Annotated in this window: 16 protein-coding genes and 1 pseudogene; 5 read left to right on the forward strand and 12 right to left on the reverse strand. The window is 64.4% G+C overall.

Going from position 1 to position 18,397, the window contains the following annotated elements; translation table 11 throughout:
- Positions 1–67: 67 nt before the first annotated feature.
- On the forward strand, positions 68–745 hold the full coding sequence (locus AA098_RS11905; RefSeq protein ID WP_012052092.1) for a DUF1028 domain-containing protein: 678 nt from the start codon (positions 68–70) through the stop codon (positions 743–745).
- A complete protein-coding gene (argE, locus tag AA098_RS11910) occupies positions 738–1,898 on the forward strand; it encodes an acetylornithine deacetylase (RefSeq protein ID WP_064614248.1) in 1,161 nt (386 codons plus the stop codon). Before AA098_RS11905 ends, argE begins: the two co-directional genes overlap by 8 nt.
- 42 nt (positions 1,899–1,940) lie before the next feature.
- Here argE and AA098_RS11915 read toward each other — a convergent pair whose 3' ends face one another.
- The 3 genes from AA098_RS11915 to AA098_RS11925 form a co-directional block, all read right to left on the reverse strand.
- Positions 1,941–3,209, reverse strand: coding sequence for a carbohydrate porin (locus AA098_RS11915; RefSeq protein ID WP_004575294.1), 1,269 nt, complete (start codon positions 3,207–3,209; stop codon positions 1,941–1,943).
- Between the two features lie 100 nt (positions 3,210–3,309).
- On the reverse strand, positions 3,310–5,727 hold the full coding sequence (locus AA098_RS11920; protein WP_060538458.1) for a glucose/quinate/shikimate family membrane-bound PQQ-dependent dehydrogenase: 2,418 nt from the start codon (positions 5,725–5,727) through the stop codon (positions 3,310–3,312).
- A gap of 262 nt (positions 5,728–5,989) precedes the next feature.
- Positions 5,990–6,340: a cupin domain-containing protein gene (locus tag AA098_RS11925; RefSeq protein ID WP_054889304.1), complete on the reverse strand. Its 351-nt coding sequence runs from the start codon at positions 6,338–6,340 to the stop codon at positions 5,990–5,992.
- Between the two features lie 117 nt (positions 6,341–6,457).
- On the opposite strand from AA098_RS11925, the gene AA098_RS11930 reads away from it, so the two are divergent.
- The gene (locus tag AA098_RS11930; protein WP_054889313.1) at positions 6,458–7,363 is read left to right on the forward strand and encodes a LysR family transcriptional regulator; all 906 of its coding nucleotides are present in this window, start codon (positions 6,458–6,460) and stop codon (positions 7,361–7,363) included.
- A gap of 106 nt (positions 7,364–7,469) precedes the next feature.
- The gene (locus AA098_RS11935; RefSeq protein WP_064614249.1) at positions 7,470–8,669 is read left to right on the forward strand and encodes an MFS transporter; all 1,200 of its coding nucleotides are present in this window, start codon (positions 7,470–7,472) and stop codon (positions 8,667–8,669) included.
- Positions 8,670–8,716: 47 nt separating this feature from the next.
- Here the strand turns inward: AA098_RS11935 and AA098_RS11940 are convergent, their stop codons facing one another.
- Positions 8,717–9,328, reverse strand: a complete 612-nt coding sequence (locus AA098_RS11940) for a LysE family translocator (RefSeq protein ID WP_014753413.1) — start codon at positions 9,326–9,328, stop codon at positions 8,717–8,719.
- A gap of 104 nt (positions 9,329–9,432) precedes the next feature.
- Between AA098_RS11940 and AA098_RS11945 the strand changes: the two genes are divergently transcribed.
- On the forward strand, positions 9,433–10,410 hold the full coding sequence (locus AA098_RS11945) for a GlxA family transcriptional regulator (RefSeq protein WP_060545430.1): 978 nt from the start codon (positions 9,433–9,435) through the stop codon (positions 10,408–10,410).
- Position 10,411: 1 nt separating this feature from the next.
- Here the strand turns inward: AA098_RS11945 and AA098_RS11950 are convergent, their stop codons facing one another.
- The 8 genes and pseudogenes from AA098_RS11950 to AA098_RS30180 form a co-directional block, all read right to left on the reverse strand.
- A complete protein-coding gene (locus tag AA098_RS11950; RefSeq protein WP_054889308.1) occupies positions 10,412–11,263 on the reverse strand; it encodes a CAP domain-containing protein in 852 nt (283 codons plus the stop codon).
- Positions 11,264–11,469: 206 nt separating this feature from the next.
- A complete protein-coding gene (locus AA098_RS11955; RefSeq protein WP_003247785.1) occupies positions 11,470–12,081 on the reverse strand; it encodes a cell wall hydrolase in 612 nt (203 codons plus the stop codon).
- A 34-nt stretch (positions 12,082–12,115) separates the two neighbouring features.
- Positions 12,116–13,033 carry an AEC family transporter gene (locus AA098_RS11960; RefSeq protein WP_003247787.1) on the reverse strand — a complete coding sequence of 306 codons (918 nt, stop codon included), beginning with the start codon at positions 13,031–13,033 and terminating at the stop codon, positions 12,116–12,118.
- 135 nt (positions 13,034–13,168) lie between these two features.
- The gene (locus AA098_RS11965) at positions 13,169–14,032 is read right to left on the reverse strand and encodes a LysR family transcriptional regulator (protein WP_064614250.1); all 864 of its coding nucleotides are present in this window, start codon (positions 14,030–14,032) and stop codon (positions 13,169–13,171) included.
- 93 nt (positions 14,033–14,125) lie between these two features.
- Complete coding sequence (locus AA098_RS11970) at positions 14,126–14,974, reverse strand: proline/glycine betaine ABC transporter permease (protein ID WP_003247791.1); 849 nt, start codon at positions 14,972–14,974, stop codon at positions 14,126–14,128.
- On the reverse strand, positions 14,971–15,987 hold the full coding sequence (locus AA098_RS11975) for an ABC transporter substrate-binding protein (protein ID WP_014860276.1): 1,017 nt from the start codon (positions 15,985–15,987) through the stop codon (positions 14,971–14,973). Before AA098_RS11975 ends, AA098_RS11970 begins: the two co-directional genes overlap by 4 nt.
- A 95-nt stretch (positions 15,988–16,082) precedes the next feature.
- Complete coding sequence (locus AA098_RS30175; protein WP_241792063.1) at positions 16,083–16,838, reverse strand: methyl-accepting chemotaxis protein; 756 nt, start codon at positions 16,836–16,838, stop codon at positions 16,083–16,085.
- Positions 16,839–16,940: 102 nt separating this feature from the next.
- A pseudogene (locus AA098_RS30180) lies at positions 16,941–18,251 on the reverse strand (HAMP domain-containing protein); the annotation flags it as partial.
- Positions 18,252–18,397: the final 146 nt, after the last annotated feature.

The following is an 18,397-nucleotide window of genomic DNA, read 5'->3' on the forward strand; positions in this document are numbered from 1 at the left end:
TCGTTTCGCCCGCCCGAAGGTTCCACTCAGAATGCCGTGTATCGCACAGCACAACAGGAACCATGACATGACGTTCTCCATCATCGGTCGTTGCCAGGAAACCGGCCAGGTCGGTATCGCCATCAGCTCGTCGAGCATCGCCGTGGGGGCTCGTTGCCCCTGGGTGCGTGCCGGTGTGGGCGCAGTCTCGACCCAGAACATCACCCTGCCGGCGCTGGGCCCGCAGATTCTCGATGCCCTGGAGCATGGCCAGTTGCCGCCCGCCGCTGCGCTGGACAGGGTGCTCAGTGCCAATGGCTGGAGTGAGTACCGCCAGGTCACGGTGATCGACAGCCACGGCCAGGTGGCCCTGTTCACCGGGCGGGAAGCCTTGGGAACACACCATGCAATGGCCGGCGAACAATGCGCGGCGGCCGGCAACCTGCTGTCCTCGACCCAGGTGATCGAAGCCATGGTGCTGGCCTTCGAGCAGGCCGGCGGCCACCTGGCCGAGCGCCTGCTGGCAGCCATGCACGCGGCGATGGCAGCGGGTGGCGAAGCCGGGCCCGTGCACTCAGCGGCGCTGAAGATTGCTGGCGAGCTGACCTGGCCGCTGGTGGACCTGCGCGTCGATTGGGCCGACAGCGACCCGATCGGCGTGCTCGATGGCTTGTGGCAAGCCTATCGCCCGCAGATGCAGGATTACGTCACCCGCGCCCTCAACCCGACCGCCGCGCCAAGCTATGGGGTGCCGGGCGATGAGTGAATTTGCCAGTCGCGCGCTGCTGGCCCGGCTGATCGGCTTTGCCACGGTGAGCCGCGACTCCAACCTGGCGCTGATCGGTTTTATCCGTGATTACCTGGCCGAGCTGGGGGTGGCGTGCGAGCTGTTCCATAACCCGGAGGGCACCAAGGCCAACCTGTTCGCCACTGTCGGCCCCAGGGATGTGGGTGGTGTGGTGCTGTCTGGGCATACCGATGTGGTGCCGGTGGATGGCCAGGCCTGGACGGTCGAGCCGTTTGCCCTGAGTGAGCGTGACGGCCGTCTGTATGGCCGCGGCACGGCCGACATGAAAGGCTTTATCGCCTCGGTGCTGGCTGCTGTGCCCGCGTTTCTCGCGCAGCCGCTGCGCATGCCGGTACACCTGGCATTTTCCTATGACGAAGAAGTCGGTTGCCTGGGCGTGCGCTCGATGCTGGCTGCCCTCCAACAGCGCCCGTGTAAACCACGGCTGTGTCTGATCGGTGAACCCACCGAACTCAAACCGGTGCTGGGGCACAAGGGCAAGCTGGCAATGCGTTGCCAGGTACAGGGCGCAGCGTGCCATTCGGCGTACGCGCCGTATGGGGTGAACGCCATCGAGTATGCGGCGAAACTGATTGGCAAGTTGGGTGAAATCGGCGAGGCCCTGGCACTGCCGGCTCATCACGACGAGCGCTTCGATCCGCCGTTCTCCACGGTGCAGACCGGGGTGATCAAAGGGGGCAGGGCGCTGAACATCGTGCCGGCCGAGTGCGAGTTCGATTTCGAAGTGCGCGCGCTCCCTGGGTTCGAGGCGCAGGCGGTGGCCGAACAGTTACAAACCTATGCTGAAGCCGAGTTGCTGCCGCGTATGCGCAAGGTCAATACCGCCAGCGCCATTCGCCTGGCGCCGCTGAGTGCCTATCCGGGGCTGGCGACACCGGAAGACAGCGAGGCTGCGCGCTTGGTGGCGCTACTCAGCGGCTCGGATACGTTCGGCACGGTAGCGTTTGGTACCGAAGGTGGCTTGTTCGACCAGGCGGGCATCCCCACCGTGGTGTGCGGCCCTGGCAGCATGGACCAGGGCCATAAGCCGGATGAGTTTGTCAGTGTCGAGCAGTTGCGCGGCTGTGATGCCATGCTGCTGAGACTAGTGGACTACCTCAAACAGGCTTGAGGGTTGCGCCGGCGGATGGGGCCGCAGTGCGGCCCCGGCGGTTCAGAAGGTCGCCTTGACCTGCAGGCCGACCACGAGTGCATTGTCGATGTCTTTGCCCGAAAACGCCCCTGGCTCGATGATGTATTGCACATCCGGGCGCAGGTTCAGCCATGGCGTGGCCTGGTAGCCGTAGCTCAGTTCGATCAACTGTTCGGCGCTGTCGATATCCGGGAACTGCTGGCCCGCGTTGAACGCGGCATCTTCCAGCACATCGCGGCTACGCGGGTTGGGTACGGCCCGGCCGTAACCCAGTGCCACGGTATCCTTCGGGCGGCCTTCGAACGGCTTGTACAGCACCACGCCGGCGCCATACCACTTGGTGAACGGCGAAGCGGCCTTGCTCGACGCCGAGTACTGGCCGAAGGCGTGCAGGCTTCGGCCTGGGGAGGCCTGGTCGTTCCACACCGCCTGGTCGACCAGCAGGTAATGTCCACCCCGGCCGGACACTTCATCATCGCTGCCGATGCGTTTCACATCAGAGCTGTCGTAGTAGTAACCAAGCTTGTACTCGCCTGGCAGTTCACCCTGCAGCTTGTATACCAGTTCTACCGGTACCACGGTGCCGGTGGTGTGCTTGGGCCCCAGGTGCCAAGCGCGGCTGGAGTTGCCGTTGCTTTCGGGGTCGACGTTGAACGCCGCCACGCGCAACTGCCAGGCAGGTGACAGGTCGTACTTCACCCGCACGCCGAGGTGGGCGTTGGGGTAATTGGTCCAGCCACTGCCGCCCGACATGTTCAGCGGGTGGCCGCAGAAGCCGGCGTTCATGAAGTTGCACAGGATGCCGCTGTCCAGGCCGCCGAGGTCGTTGCCCATGGCCATGTAGCCGAGTTTTACGTTGAGCGCCGGGGTGAACAGCGTGCGCTCGTAGCTCAGCTCGGTCAGGCGGGTGTACAGGCCGCCGAAGTTTTCCTGGATTGGCAGGCGGTTGCCTACCAGGTCTTCCGAGGCGCTGTTGCCGCGGCGGTCGTTGATGGTCAGCTGGACCTTGCCGCCGTTGTCCAGGCCGTACAGTTTCGACAGGTCGAACTGCACGCCCAGCTTGACGTTCTGCGAATAGCGCGCCGAACGGTGCAGGCCGCCATGGGCGTTGTAGGCGGTTTCACCGCTGTAGTCGCCGGTGATCTTGACGCCGTCTTCTTCGAGTTGATGACGCAGGCCGCCCCAGTCACCGGTCAGGGTGCTGCGGGTCATGAGGTCGTCGTTGGCAAGTGCGGTGGTGCTGGCCAGGGCCAGCAGCAGGGTGGGGGTGATGCGAATTGCGGATGGCATTACAGAATCTCGGATTGTCTTTGAGGGGCATTCGCGGGCAAGCCCGCTCCTACAGGGGCCTTGTAGGAGCGGGCTTGCCCGCGAAGCAGGCGACGCGGTCTTACGGCAGAGCGTAAGAAATCACATAGTCGCCGCGGTCAGTCGACTGGCGGGCGCCGCCAGCGGTGATCACCACGTACTGCTTGCCGGTCTTCGGCGAGACGTAGGTCATCGGGCCGCCCTGGCTGCCCACGGGCAGGCGAGCCTTCCAGATTTCGTTACCGTTGCTGCTGTCGTAGGCACGCAGGTAGAAGTCCTGGGTACCGGCGATGAACACCAGGCCGCCTTGGGTCGACAGGGTGCCGCCAAGGGTTGGCAGGCCGATCTTGATCGGCAGGTGCATGCGGATGCCGAGCGGGCCGGTGTCTTCAACGGTGCCTACCGGCACCTGCCAGGCCACCTGGCGGGTCTTCATGTCGATGGCGGTCAGGGTGCCGAACGGCGGTGCCTGGCATGGAATGCCGGCGACCGACAGGAAGCGGTTCTTGTTCACGGCATACGGGGTGCCCTTGAGCGGTACCGCGCCCATGCCAGTGTTCAGTGCTTCGCCACCGGAAGCCGCGCCACCTTTGTTCTGCGACGGGATCATCTGGATCCACAGGCCCAGACGCATGTCGTTGACGAAGATGAAGCCATGTACCGGGTCGGTAGAAATGCTGCCCCAGTTCATGCCACCCAGCGAACCCGGGAAGCTCAGCGACAGGTCGGTACCCGGCGCGGTGTACAGGCCGTCGTAGCGCATCTTCTTGAAGTCGATGCGGCACAGCAGTTGGTCATACGGGGTGGCGCCCCACATGTCCGATTCGGTCAGGGTCTGCGCGCCGATCTGCGGCATGCCCACCGACTTGGGCTGGGTAGGGGAGTACGGCTCGTTCGGGATGTTGCTTGGCTTGACCGGTACTTCGTCGACCTGGGTCAGCGGCTTGCCGGTGGCACGGTCGAGCACGTAGATCTGCCCGGCCTTGGTGCCGATCACCACCGCAGGTACCGACTGGCCGTCGTCCTTGGTGAAGTCGATCAGGCTCGGCTGCATCGGCAGGTCGAAGTCCCACAGGTCGTTGTGCACCGTCTGGAACACCCACTTCTGGTTGCCGGTGGCGGCATCCAGGGCCAGCACCGAAGCGCCGTAGGTGTGGTCCAGCTTGCTGCGTTCAACACCGTAGATGTCGGTGGAGGACGAGCCCATCGGCAGGAACACGGTGTTCATCGCCGGGTCATAGGACATCGGTGCCCAGCTGTTCGGGGTGCTGCGCACGTAGGTCTTGTCGCCCTGCGGAGCCTGGCGGTCTTCCGGGTTGCCCGGGTCGAAGGCCCAGCGCATTTCACCGGTGATCACGTCAAAGCCGCGGATCACGCCGCCTGGCATATCGGTCTGGACGTTGTCGGCAACACGGCCGCCGACCACTACGGTAGTGCCGGCCATCAGCGGTGCCGAAGACAGCTGGTAGTAGGAGTCTGGCACGTTACCCAGGCCGGCCATCAGGTTGACCTGGCCGTTGTTGCCGAAGCCCTGGCAGAACTCGCCGGTGTCGGCGTCGACGGCAATCAGGCGGCCATCGATGGTGTTGGTCAGCAGGCGACGCTGGCAGTTGGCGCCAGCCGGTACGGTACCGCCGGTGACCGGCGAGCTGTTTGGCTGGGTCGGTTGGGCGATGGCGGCGGTGGCGTCGAAGTACGCCATGCCACGGCAGCGCTGCCAGACCTTGGACTGGGCGTTGATTTCGTTCTTCCACAGTTCTTTGCCGGTGTCGGCATCGAGTGCGATCAGGTTGTTGTGCGGGGTGCAGATGAACACCTTGTTGCCAATCTGCAGCGGGGTCAGCTGGTCTTCGGCACCGTTGCCGTCGCTGACCGCCACGTCGCCAGTGTGGTAGGTCCAGGCCACTTTCAGCTTGTTGACGTTGTCCCGGTTGATCTGGTCAAGCGCGGCGAAGCGGCTGCCACCTTCGGTGTTGCCGTAGTGGGCCCAGTCTTTCTGTTCTTTGCCGGCTTCGACCGGGGTCATGCCCGGGCCTTTGCCGGTGGGGGCGACGCTTGGGTGGGCAACGAACATGTTGCCGACCGCGATCACCAATACCACGGCCATTACCCCGGCTACGCCGTACGCACCGCGCCCGGCGCTGGCGCCGTTGGCACGCGCCAGCAGCGGGTAAACCAGCGCCACGACCATGCCGATTGCGCCGAACATGAACAGGCGCGAGAACAGCGGCCAGAACACCAGGCCCGCATCGATCAGTGCCCAGATGGCAGTACCGACCAGGAACACGGCATACAGCCAGGCGCCAGCCTTCTTGCGGCGAGCAATGAGAACACCGGCGATGGCCATGGCCAAGCCGCCGATCAGGAAGTACCAGGAACCGCCCAGACCGGCGAGCTTGACGCCGCCAGCAGCCAGGAGGAGGCCGAGCAGGGCGATGATCACGCCCAGGCCGACCAGGATGAAGTTTGTGGCGCCAGAGGCGCGCGGTGTTTCTTTCATGCCAGGGATCTCAGCAGGTGGAATGCGCGCAGTTTAAGCCCTTAGCTTGCTAATTAACAAGTTGGTACATAATTGAGCGAGGCTGATTGTCGCAGGGCTGAACTTACGAAGATGTGGCTAAAAGTATAGATAATGTGCTGAAAAACGCATTGAACGGGGCGTTTATGACGCCTATTCGATTTGTATTCATGCTTTGGTCGTAAGCCCAACCTTGCACGGCGACGGGACAACTGCGTCTTCTGCACGGGCAGGCATGGCCCCTTCAGGCCGGCCATGGGGTGCTGCTGCTATAGAACACCGCGAGCCAGATGGTGGCGGTGCCGGGCGCGGTCCATTCCACGCGGTGGCGGTCGTGCGGGGGGATGTCCAGACAATCGCCCGGCGCCAGCAGGCGGGTGTGGCGCTCGTGCTCGAAACGCAGGGCGGCAGCCCCACTGAGCAACATGATCCACTCGCCTTCGGCCTGGTCGTACCAGAAGCCGGGTGGGCTGGCCTGCCCGCTGGAGACGATACGCTCCACGCGGATGCCCGGGCGGCTGAGCAATTCGTCGACACGTTCGGCGCTGGCGGGATCGCAGGGCGGCAGGGCGGTCAGCAGGTTGTTCAGGGTCATGGTGAGCCTCCTTGGAAATGGGTGGATTCCACTATGGACGCAATCGCCTTGGCGCGCGCGGCTTGACCCGCCCGGCTGTTTGTAAGAACTTTCCGAGTTTTGGAAGACGGGCTGAACATGGACAAGCTGCTGGCGATGAAAATGTTCGTGGCCACTGTCGATGCCCAAGGCTTTTCTGCTGCCGCGCGCAGGCTAGGGCTGGCGACATCGTCGGTGACACGTCTGGTCGATGCCCTGGAAGCGTCGCTGGGCGCCACCTTGCTCAACCGCTCGACGCGCCAGGTCAGCCTGACCGAGGCCGGCGCCCGTTACTACCAGCGGGCACGGGGAATTTTTGAAGCACTGGACGAGGCGGATGCCAGCATCGCCGATCGCGGCGAGGAGCCTGTCGGTGTACTGCGCCTGAGCCTGCCAGTGGAGTTCGGCCGGCGGGTCATCGCCCCGCACCTGGGGCCATTCCTGGCGCAGCACCCGGCGCTGGAACTGGACATCGACCTCAGCGACCGCCTGGACGACTTGCTTGACGGGCGCTATGACCTGTCGATTCGCCTGGGTGACCCTTCGCCCAATGACGAATTGGTGTGCCGCCGGCTCGGCCGTTTTCAGCGTTGGCTGGTGGCCAGCCCGGCTTACCTGGCCGGGCGTGAGCCACTGCAGCATCCCCGGGAGTTGCTTGACCATGCCTGCCTGCGCTTTCGCTATGGGCAGAAAGCGCGCCCCTGGCGCCTGACCTGTGGCCAGGACAGCCTGGAACTGGACGTAAGCGGGCCCTTGCGCAGCGCCAATGCCGACATGTTGCGTGAAACGGCACTGGCAGGCAGTGGTATCGCACTGCTGGCCGATTGGCTGGTACGCGAGGATGTGTTGGCAGGGCGCCTGCAACGGGTATTCCCCGACTGGCAGGCCAGTCCTGGCGCAGCCAATAGCAGCATCAACGCCCTGTATATGCCCAACCACCGGGGCTCACGGCGGGTAAACGCATTCATCGACTTTTGCGAAAATTTGCTCATACACGGTCACTAGTGTTGCGCAGTGCGCAAAGCCGCATTGCGCCACCGCGGGATTCTCGGCGCTGACGTCCATGGGTAAGGTGGCCGGCATATACCCAACCCTTGTCGAGGAACTTCGCATGAACCCCTCCCTTGCGACAGCGCAACCGGCAGCCGCCAGCCTGAGCCGGGCTCTGGTAGTGCTGCTGGCGTTCTGCTGCGGCGCGATCGTTGCCAACATCTACTACGCCCAGCCCATCGTCGGGCTGATCGCCCCCGACCTGGGGCTGTCCACCGAGCATGCCAGCCTGATCGTTTCGCTCACGCAGTTGGGCTATGCCCTGGGCCTGTTATTGCTGGTACCGCTGGCCGACCTGCTGGAAAACCGCCGCCTGATGGTGGCCACCGCGGTCCTGGCCTGCGTCAGCCTGCTGCTGGCGGGCACCAGCAGCAGTGGCCAGGGGCAACTGTTCCTGGGTTACGCACTGCTGATCGGCTTCAGTTCGGTGTCGGTGCAGATGCTCATCCCGCTGGCGGCGCATCTGGCGCCGGAGCAGCAGCGTGGTCGTGTGGTCGGTAACATCATGGGCGGCTTGCTGCTGGGCATCCTGCTGGCGCGACCGCTGTCGAGCGTGGTGGCCGACCACTTTGGCTGGCGTGCGGTGTTCATTGGCGCCGCCGGGGTAATGCTGGCGATCATCCTGTTGCTGTCATTGACCTTGCCGCAGCGGCGGCCCGAGCACAAAGCCAGCTATGCCGGGCTGATGCTGTCGCTGCTCACACTGCTGCGTCGTTATCCGCTGTTGCGCCAGCGTTCGTTGTTCCAGGCATTGATGTTTGCAGCGTTCAGCCTTTACTGGACGGCGGTGCCGATGGCGCTTGCCGGGGAGCATGGCCTGTCACAAAGCCAGATCGCTGTGTTCGCCCTTGTCGGCGCGGTGGGTGCCGTTGCTGCGCCCATGGCCGGCCGGCTGGCCGATGCCGGGCATGCCCGGGCCGGCTCGCTGCTGGCGCTGCTGCTGGCGCCGGCGGCCTTGTTGCTGGGGCTGACAGTGCCGGGATACAGCGTGATTGGCCTGGGCCTTACCGGCGTGTTGCTGGACTTTGCGGTGCAGATGAACATGGTCATCGGCCAGCGTGAAGTGTACGCACTGGACCCTGCCAGCCGCGGGCGGCTGAATGCGGTGTACATGACCAGCATCTTCCTCGGCGGGGCGCTGGGGTCGGCGGTGGCCAGTGCGTTGTTCAGCCAGTTTGGCTGGCATGGCGTGGCACTGGTGGGGGCGGGGTTGCCGGGTGTGGCGCTGGTTGTGTTTCTACTCAAAGCACGCCGGGGTTGAACCGTTACGCGGTGGTGGCACGGGTTTCACCCGTGTTCGCGGGCCCGCTATCGGCCAAGCGGCAGCGCCAGGCCAATCAAGGCAAACAGGCTCCCGCAGCAGCGATTGAAACCTTTGCCACCCTTGGCCAGCCATGGTCGAATGCGAAACGCCAGGCGCGCCAGCAGGTATTCGACCAGGCACTCGACGCTGGCAAAGGTCGCGGCCATCACCGCAAATTGCAGCACCAGCCCTCGCTGTGGGTCGATGAACTGCGGCAGGAAGGCACCATAGAACAGCAGCACCTTGGGGTTCGCCATGGCCGAAAGCAGGCCTTGGCGAAACAGCCCGGCATTGCCCAGCCGCGCGCTGTGCGCGGTCAGTTCCAGCTGCAGGCCTGGACTGCGCCACAGTTGAATGCCCAGCCAGATCAAATAAGCCCCACCCACCCACTTCAGGACGCTCAGCACTGCCGCCGAGGTCTGTAGCAGTGCGCTGAGGCCGAACATGGTCAAGGCGATGAGGGCGCTGAAACCCAATACCCCGCCCACGATGGTGAACAGCGTTCGCCGTGCGCCATAGAGCGCGCCATGGGTCAACGCCAACAGGCTGTTGGGCCCCGGGGTCAGCGACAGGCCGATGCTGGCCAGCAGGTAGATGAGCCAGGTGTCCAGTGCCATGTTGAAAATTGCCGTGTTCGAGAGAGGGCGACAGTCTATGGCGCAACGCTCAAGCTGGAAGAGTATTATCTGGTCATACAAGAGTCTTTTCTGGACATGGTTTCATGCCGCCCGACATTCGCTTGCTGATCATGCCGTTACCGGATTTTGCCTTGCTGCCGTTTGGCGCCTTTCTCGACAAATTGCGCTTCAGCGCCGACGACGAGGACTACAGCCAGCAACGCTATTGCAGCTGGACAGTGGCGGGGCTCAGCCTTGAGCCGGTACCGTCAAGCAGTGGCGCGGTGCTGCAGGTCGAGGCCATTGCCGATCAGCTCGACCTCGCCCTTTTCGACTACCTGGTGGTGTTCGGCGGTCGCAGTGCCATGGCCACCGCGGCGCTGGCGCCACGTTACCAGGCGTTGCTCAGGCAGGCCGCCAAGGCGGGAGTCAAGCTGGTGGGGGTCGACAATGGCGCCTTCCTGCTGGCTGCCTGCGGCCTGCTGCAGGGGCACAAGGTGGTGGTGCACTGGCGTCACGAAGCCGAGTTTCGTGCTGCTTTTCCGCAGTTGCAGCTGCTGCGCGAGCAGTTGTACTGCATCGATGGCAACCGCATCACGTGCGCCGGTGGCACTGCCGCCATAGACCTGGCCGTTGCACTACTGTCACGCGCTTGCGGGCGAACCCGTGCGCTCAAAGGGCTGGCTGACATGCTGGTGGACGAGACCCGCGACAGCCGTCACGCCTTGCGCTCGCTGGAGCTGGGTACTGGTCAGGGGCGCCAGGTGCAACGGGCGCAAGCACTGATGCGTCATCACCTGGGCACGCCGTTGGCCGTGGAGCAACTGGCCGCAGAACTGGGCATCAGCCGGCGTCAACTGGACCGGCAGTTCCAGGCCAGCCACGGCATGAGCACCAAGGCCTGGTGGCTGGAGATGCGCTTGCAGCAGGCGCGCTGGCGTTTGCTCAACTCCAGCCACAGCCTGGCGCAGATTGCCGATGAGGTGGGCCTGGGTGATGCCAGCTACCTTGGCAAGTGCGTGCGGCGTCGGTTTGGGTGTACGGCCCTGCAGTTGCGTGCAGGTCATTACCCGTTCACGTGATCTACTGCGGCGTCCCGAACAACCCTGTCCAGTAGATCCCTGCATCGCTCTTGGGGTCCATCGCATAGGCAGCGCCCAGTTCACGGAAGTCCGGATTCATCAGCGTGGCGCAGTGCCCCGGGCTGTCCAGCCAGCCGTTGACGACCTTTTGCGCGGTGTCACGCCCGGCGGTGATATTTTCGCCGATCTGCTGATACAGATACCCGGCCAGTTCCGCCCGGTCACCGGGTGTGCGGCCATCTTTGTCGATGTGATCGAAGAAGTTCTGGTTGGCCATGGCCCGAGTGTGGTTGGCGGCGACCCCGGCCAGCACTGTGCTCCAGCTCAGTGGCGGGGCGGCGGCAAACGGCTGGCCGCCGCATTGCCGTGGCACCTTGCGCGCGGCGTTGACCTCCTGCAGCACCTTCTGTCCCTCGGCCTGCCAGTCGCCCAGGCGGCCGCTGAGCAGCGGCCGTGCCAGCACGATGCGCCAGTCGCGGCCCTCCTGGCTGACGCCGATATCGACGAATTGTGGGTCGAGCACCACCTGGCAGAAGCTTTCCTCGATGGCATGCATGGCGGCGCGTGCGTCGCGTGGCCCCGACAGGCTGATGGCCTGGACGCTGACCATGGGGTAGGCGGCGCGGGTCATGGCCTGTTGCAGGTCGCGGGTGCCCTCTGGCGACAGCGCTAGGCGTGTGTCGCTGTTGAGCGGCGGCAGTTCCAACGACGCCTCGCCACCGCAGGGCTGGGCCTTGCTGCGGTAGACATTGATCGAATCGATCAACTGCGCCTCTTCGCCGGTGGCTGCCAGCGCCCCGGTCGAAACGACCAGGCCCAGTGACAAGGCGACAACGGATGTCAGGACGCGCATGTGGATCTCCCTATGACTGGCAGCGTCGTGGTGTGCGCTGCTCATCCTACACAAGCCCGGAGCTTTTGGCCCGAGGTCGTGCAAGGCAATGAAAACACCGGCAATCGTTACTGGCGGCAAAAGAGGGAGTAGACCCCAGGCCCGTGGAAAAGTGCGGTCAGGTGCCAGTCATTCGCATCGGGCCGGCGTTGTCAGCCGTTTACGCGTCAATGGGCCAACGCCTGGTTCGGCTTGTAGAACAGGAAGTGGGTGGTCTGCGCGGTCTTGCGATAAGCCTTCGCCCAGTCGGGGCGCACCGTGCGGTCGTGAAAGTACAACGCACCGCCGGTGGGGTCTTTCAACTGCTGGTTCAGCGCCTTGCGTGCGATCTCTTTGGCAACGTCGTAGCGTTGCGGTTCCTCGACCTGGTCCGGGCGCCCGTCACACCACCATGAGAACTGACACGCCTTGGTCTCCACACCCTGTTTGACTACCGCGCAGATGGTGTCGGGAAAGCCATCGTGGCCCAGGCGGTTGAGCACCACACTGGCCACTGCGGTCATGTCTTTGGCGTCGGCGCCTTTGGCTTCCCAGTAGATGGTACGTGCCAGGCAGGTGATGCTGTCATCCAGCGGCGCCTGGCCAGCCGGGTCCACTGCCTGCGTTTCGCCTGGGGTCAGTTTCTCTGCCTTCCTGGGGGGCGGCGCATCTTCGACGACCTTTTCTTCAAGCACTGCGGCCTTGTCCTCGGCAACGGCGGCTTTGGCTGGATCAGCGGCATACAGGGGGTCTGCGAGCAGGGCCGAGGTCAAGCCGATCAGCATCAAGTGAAGGCGCATGGGCACATTACCAGGCAGTGGGCAGAATTTCAGTCTAGCCAAGCGTAAGCATTAATACCAAAGGCAGGGTGGCGGCCGCAGCCACGGTCTGCAGGGCGATGAGGGTGGCCATCAGTGGCGCATTGCCGCCCATTTGCCGGGCCATGACATAAGATGACGAAGCGGTTGGCAGCGCCTGGAACAACACCGCCACCACCGCTGCCTGGCCACTCAGGCCGAGCAGCCGGCAAACGCCCCAGGTGGTCAGTGGCATGACCAGGAACTTGAACGTCGATGCTGCCATCAGCGGCCGTACCTGCTGGCCGAGGCTGGCGCCGCCCAGGGCAGCGCCGACACACAGCAGGCCCAAAGGCAGTGCGGCCTGGCCCAAGGCCTTGACCGTGGCGTCGATACCGGCCGGCAAGCCCAGCCCCGTGGCCCGTAGCACCAGCCCCCCTGCGCAGCCGACGATCAACGGGTTGGCGAAGATCGCCCGAAGCACTGTGGCGGGCGAACTGTGACGGGCGCTGAAGCGGGCAAACACCAGCACGCAGAGCAGGTTGACCAAGGGCACGATGGCAGCGTTGGCCACCGCCGCCAGGGCAATCCCGGCGCTGCCGTAGATGCCCGCAGCCAGGGTGGCACCGATGTAGTTGTTGAAGCGGATACCGCCCTGAAACACCGAGGTGAAGTCGGCACCCTCATGGTTCGCCGCGCCCTGATACAGCATCAGCAATACGGCACCGGCCAGGGTCGAGAGCATCAGTGCGCCGGCCATGCCCAGCACCGGTATGCCATCGAGGTTGGCAGTGGCCAGGCCATGGAGGAACAGCGACGGCAGCAGGACGTAGTAGCTCAGGCGCTCGGCGCCAGGCCAGAAGCTCTCGGCAAGAAAACCGCGAAGGCGCAGGAAGGTACCCAGGGCAATCAGCAGGATGATGGGGAGCAGGGTGGTCAGCAGCAAGTGCAGCATGGTCAGCATTCCGTGGTCGGGTACGTGCACAGACTACGGGGGCGGATCAATCTGTAAAAACGTTGTTTTCTTCAGTGACCGTTGAGGGAAAATGCATGTTGGTGGGTGCAGATCGCGCTTTGGAGCAGCCTGGTGTCAGGCTTCCAGGGCGGTCTTCAACACCGCACTCAAATGCCGCCGCTGGCTTTTTTCATGCTCCAGCAACACCACCCGCCGGGTCAGCTGCGGCTCGCCAAACGGCAGGCAGGTGGCGGGTGGCAAGCGTTGCAGGTCGTCATCCGCCATGGGAATGACCGCCACGCCCAGGCCCATCACCGCCATGCGCGCCAGGGCTTCCTGGCTGTCCAGTTCCATCAGTTCGCTCACCTGCACCTGCTGGCGGCGTAGTTCCTGCTCGATCTGCCGGCCGGCCCAGGCACGCTTGTCGAAGCGCAGGAATGGCTGGCTGGCCAGCAACTGCGGCACGCTATACCCGGCCAGCTCAGGGCTGGCAATGGCCCAGAAACGGTCCTCGAACAGCGGTGTAAAGTCCAGGCTCTGCGGGTAAGGGCTGACCGGTTCGGTGGTGATCGCCGCATCGAGCTCCCCGTCTTCCACGCGCCGCGCCAGCTCCGCCGACATGCCCGAGGCCACGCTGATGTGTAGCTGCGGGTGATGGGCCTTGATCCACACCAGCGCCTTGGGCAAGCGCCGCGCCAGCACCGTGTGGATCGCCCCGAGGCGCAAGCGGCCGCGCAGGCTTGGGCCGCTGGCCAGGGCATCGGCCAGTTCGTCATAGGCAGCCAGAAGGCTTTCGGCGCGGGCCACCGCCAACTGGCCGGCTTCGGTCAGCACCACCTGCCTGCGGCTACGGTCGAACAAGGCCACCTTCAGTTCGTCTTCGAGGGTTTTGATGTGCAGGCTGACCGCCGAGGGGGTGAGGCTGAGCAGGTCGGCGGCGCGGGCAAAGGTGCCGTGGCGGGCGATGGTCACCAAGGTGCGCAGGGCTTTCAGGGACATGCGGTTGAGGTCCGGTTCTCAGCTGACAGAGGCATATTGTCGGGCCCGGCCCTCTCGCAGCACAAGGCTGCTCCCAGGCCTTGCCGATACGGCTCAGCGACTGCTACGCCCATAGGCCTGGCTGATCCGGTCGATCACCATGGCCAGGGCGACAATTGCCAGCCCGGCCTCCATCCCTTGGCCAACATTCAAGGTCTGGATCCCCGCCAGCACATCCTCACCCAACCCACGGGCGCCGATCATCGACGCCACGACCACCATCGACAAGGCCATCATGACCGACTGGTTGAGCCCGGCCATGATACTCGGCAGCGCCAGGGGCAGGGCGATGCGCCGCAACCGCTGCCAGCGGCTTGCGCCAAGGCCGTGTGCGGCCTGCAGCAACGAGGGGTCGATCTGGCTCAAGCCCAGCTCGGTCAACCGCACCAGCGGCGGCAGGGCGTAGATCAGCGTGGCGAACACGGCAGGCACCTTGCCCAGGCCAAACAGCATCAGCACCGGGATCAGGTAAACGAACGCAGGTAGCGTCTGCATCACATCGAGGACCGGCAACAGCAGCCGCCTGGCCAGTGGCCGGGCGGCCAGCAGGATGCCCAGCGGTACACCCACCAGTACGCACAGGCCGGTACTGACCAGCACCAGGGCCAGGGTCTGCAGCAGCTTGTCCCAGAGCCCGAGCATACCGATCAAGGCCAGCAGCGCGACCAGCACGGCGCTGCGCAGCAGGCTGCGGCTGGCGTGCCAGGCCAGCAGACCCACCAGCAACAACAACAGCCACCAAGGCAACAGACGCAACAGGTTCTCCAGGCCGACCAGCAGTTGCAGCAACTGGTCAGAAAAACTGCGCAGGTGGTCGCCGTAGTTCAATACCAACCCGTCGACCAGGCGGTTGATGCTGTCGGCGAAGGAAAACTGCAGGGTCTGCGGGAAACCGCTGCTCACAGGCTGGCCTCGACCTTGGCGGCGATGTCCGCCGGCAGCCAGGCTTTCCACACCTCGCGGTGATCGCGCAGGAAGGTGAGGGCGGCTTCACGCGGGGGCGTGCGTTTTTCGCTCATGACGGCCAGGGCCTTGTTCAGGCGATCGATGGGCAGGTTGACCTGTTCGAACACACTGACCAAGTCTGGGTAGTTTTCGCGAAAGGCTTTGGACACGCCGATCGACAACTTTGCCGGCAGCGAGCGGCTGCCTTTCGGGTTGGGGTTGGCGGGGTCGGTGAGGGTGGCCCAGGCCTGGGCATCGAACGGGGGTTCTTCCAGCCGGATGAGCTTGTAGCGCCCCATCAGCGGGGTCGGGTTCCAGTAGTAGAACAGCACAGGTTTGCCGCGCCGGATAGCCGAACCGATCTCGGCGTCCATCGCGGCGCCGGAGCCACTGCGGAAGTTGTTGTAGAGGCCATCCAGGCCATAGGCCTTGAGCTTTTGGCTGTTGACGGTTTCAGACGTCCAGCCGCTTGGGCTGTTGAGAAAACGCCCTTTACCGGGCGATTCGGGGTCAGAAAATACCTGCGGGTAACGCTTGAGGTCCTCGACACTGTGCAGCTCAGGCGCCACGGGCTTCAGGTTGCGTGCGGCATCGCCCTCGATCACATAGGCCGGTACCCACCAACCTTCCTCTGCATTTTTGACCGTATCGCCCAGTGCGAACACCTGGCCGGCCTGTTCGGCCTTGACCCAGGCAGGGCTGCGCCCGGCCCATTCCTCGGCGATCACTTGCAGGTCATTGCGCGCCAGGGCCACCTCCATGCTGACCGTGCTGCCAGGCAGGGTGTCGGTGCGGTAGCCGTAGCCGCGCTCCACGATCAGGCGCAGGATCTCGGTGGTGAGGGCGCCGCTTTCCCAGCCGATGGCACCAAAATGGATAGGCGCAGGTTGCTCTGCCGATGTGGCGCTGTCGGTGCTGGCCAGGCCCACCGTCAACAGCAGCCCGGCCAGCAGCGTTGAAATGCTCTTCATGTGAACCTCGTCGTTCGCCATGCCTTGGCGGTGGGGGCAAGTGTAGACGACGAGGTTTTGTCAGTTTCAGGGCCACTGGCGTGGCCCCGTTCGCTTCAGACGCGGAACTGGTCCATCAGCGCTTGCTGCTGGTTGGCCAGGCTGTTCAGCGACTGGCTGACCCGCGCCGACTCGTTGGCCTGGCCTGACAGGGATTCAGTGACATCACGAATGGTCGCCACGTTGCTGTTGATTTCCTCGGCTACCGCGCTTTGCTCCTCGGCGGCAGAGGCGATCTGCAGGTTCATGTCGGTGATCACCGTCACCGCCTGGCCAATGCGCTGCAATGCCGTGACGGCTTGGCCGACCTGCTCCACGCCACCTTGGGCCTGGCGGTGGCTGTGGTCCATGGCGCCGACCACTTCGCGGGTGCCGTTCTGCAGGGCTTCGATGACCTGACGGGTTTCTTCCACCGACTCCTGAGTGCGCTGGGCAAGGTTGCGCACCTCATCGGCGACCACGGCAAAGCCACGGCCGGCCTCTCCGGCGCGGGCAGCTTCGATGGCAGCGTTGAGTGCCAGCAGGTTGGTCTGTTCGGCGATCGAGCGGATCACTTCCAGTACCGAGCCGATCTTCTCGCTGTTCTGCGCCAGGCCTTCTATTTCGGCCATGGTGTCGCTCATGTTGGCGGCCAGGGCACCGATGCTGCTGGTGGTGCGGTCGATTACCGCCAAGCCCTCGCGGGTGGCCTGGTCGGCATCGCGCGCCGCCTGCGCAGCCTGGGCGGCGCTGCGGGCAACGTCCTGGGCGGTGGCGCTCATTTCATGGGAGGCGGTGGCTACCTGGTCGACCTGGCGGTACTGCTGCTCCATGCCGGCGCTGGTTTCAGTGGCAATCGCCGAGGACTGGTCGGCCGTGCCTCGGGCGGCCTGCACCGAGCGTTTGACCTCGGCGATGGTTGGCTGCAACTTGTCGAGGAAGCGGTTGAACCAGCCGGCCAGTTCGCCCAGTTCGTCCTGTTTCTGGTAGGTCAGGCGACGGGTCAGGTCGCCTTCGCCGCTGGCAATGTCCTTGAGCATGGCGGCCACGCCGAGGATCGGCCGGGTAACGCCGCGGGCCATCAGCCATACCAGCAGCAGGCCGACAATGGCGGCGGCCAGGCCCAGGCTCAGTTCCAGCAAGGTGCCGCTGGTATTGAGCGCGTCAAGTTCCTGCTTCAGGGTTTCGGCCGGCCCGGTCAGGGCGTTTTCCGGCACATCCAGCAACACGCCCCAAGGCTGGGCGTCCGGGATTGGCCGGAATGCAGCCAGCACCTTCAAGCGCTGCCGGTCGTGGAGGATGGTCAGCTTGCCATCGGCCAGCTTGCGCACCAGCTCGGCGCCTTTGACCGGGTCTACCTGGTCAAAGCGCTGGGCCAGCTTGCTGGCATCGGCGCTGTAGCCGGCCAGCAGGCCGACCGGGGTCAGAATGCCGACCGTGGTGCGGCCTTCATAGAGGCTGCGGCTGGCCTCCTGGCTCAGCGCCTGCAGGCTATTGAGGTTGATGTCGATGGACAGGGTGGCAATGATCTTGCCGTTGACCGCCAGCGGGAACACGATGCTGGTCATCAGCACCTGCTGGCCATCGATGTCGTAGAAGTACGGCTCTACCACGCACACCTTGCCGGAGGTGCGTGGGCATACCCACCAGGTGTTGGCCGGCTGGCCGCTGGGGCCGATCTCGGTGTTGGCCATGTCATGTTCGGGCAGGGCCATCGAGGTCAACTGGCCGGCGCGTGGCTGCGACCAGTACAGGGCAAAGCGCCCGGTTTCGTTGCTGCCCAATGCTGCCTTGCCGGCAAACAGGCTGTCCTTGTTGTCCAGGGCATTGGGCTCGAACACCAGTGACAGGCCGAGCAGGTCGGGGTTGGCTTGCAGTGCGGCGCGTACCTGGCGGGTCATGTCCTCGCGCAGGTCGAAGGCATCGAGAAAGCGCTTTTCGGCCTGCTCGCGCAGGAACAGCACCTGACGGGCGAAGCCGGCGCCGTACTGGTAGGCATCCATGAACTGGCGGCGAATGTTCAGCGCTTGCACTTCACCTTGTGACTCGATACGCGACTGCGCCGCCTCGGTCAGCATCTGCATGCTGCTGGCCTTGACCAGGTCCGAACTGTGATCCATGCGGTACAGCGACAGGCCGACGAGCAAGGTGACGATAGCGGCCAGACAGAGACCGGCGAGCAGGGTGATCTTCCACTGTATGGAAAGTTGTCGCAAAGGCATGGGGGCGGATCCCTTTTTTGGCATTAAGGGTTATGGCTTTATCTGCGGTGGGGCCGGGAGGTGCCAAAGCGCTGCGGCCAGGCACCTCGCTGCCTCCCTCAATATCGGCCCCTGCCGTTTTTTCTTTATTCAAACATTCAATTTAAATTTGACCGCCACTAACGCGCCGT

The organism is Pseudomonas sp. JY-Q (assembly GCF_001655295.1).
GTDB classification, from domain to species: Bacteria; Pseudomonadota; Gammaproteobacteria; order Pseudomonadales; family Pseudomonadaceae; genus Aquipseudomonas; species Aquipseudomonas alloputida.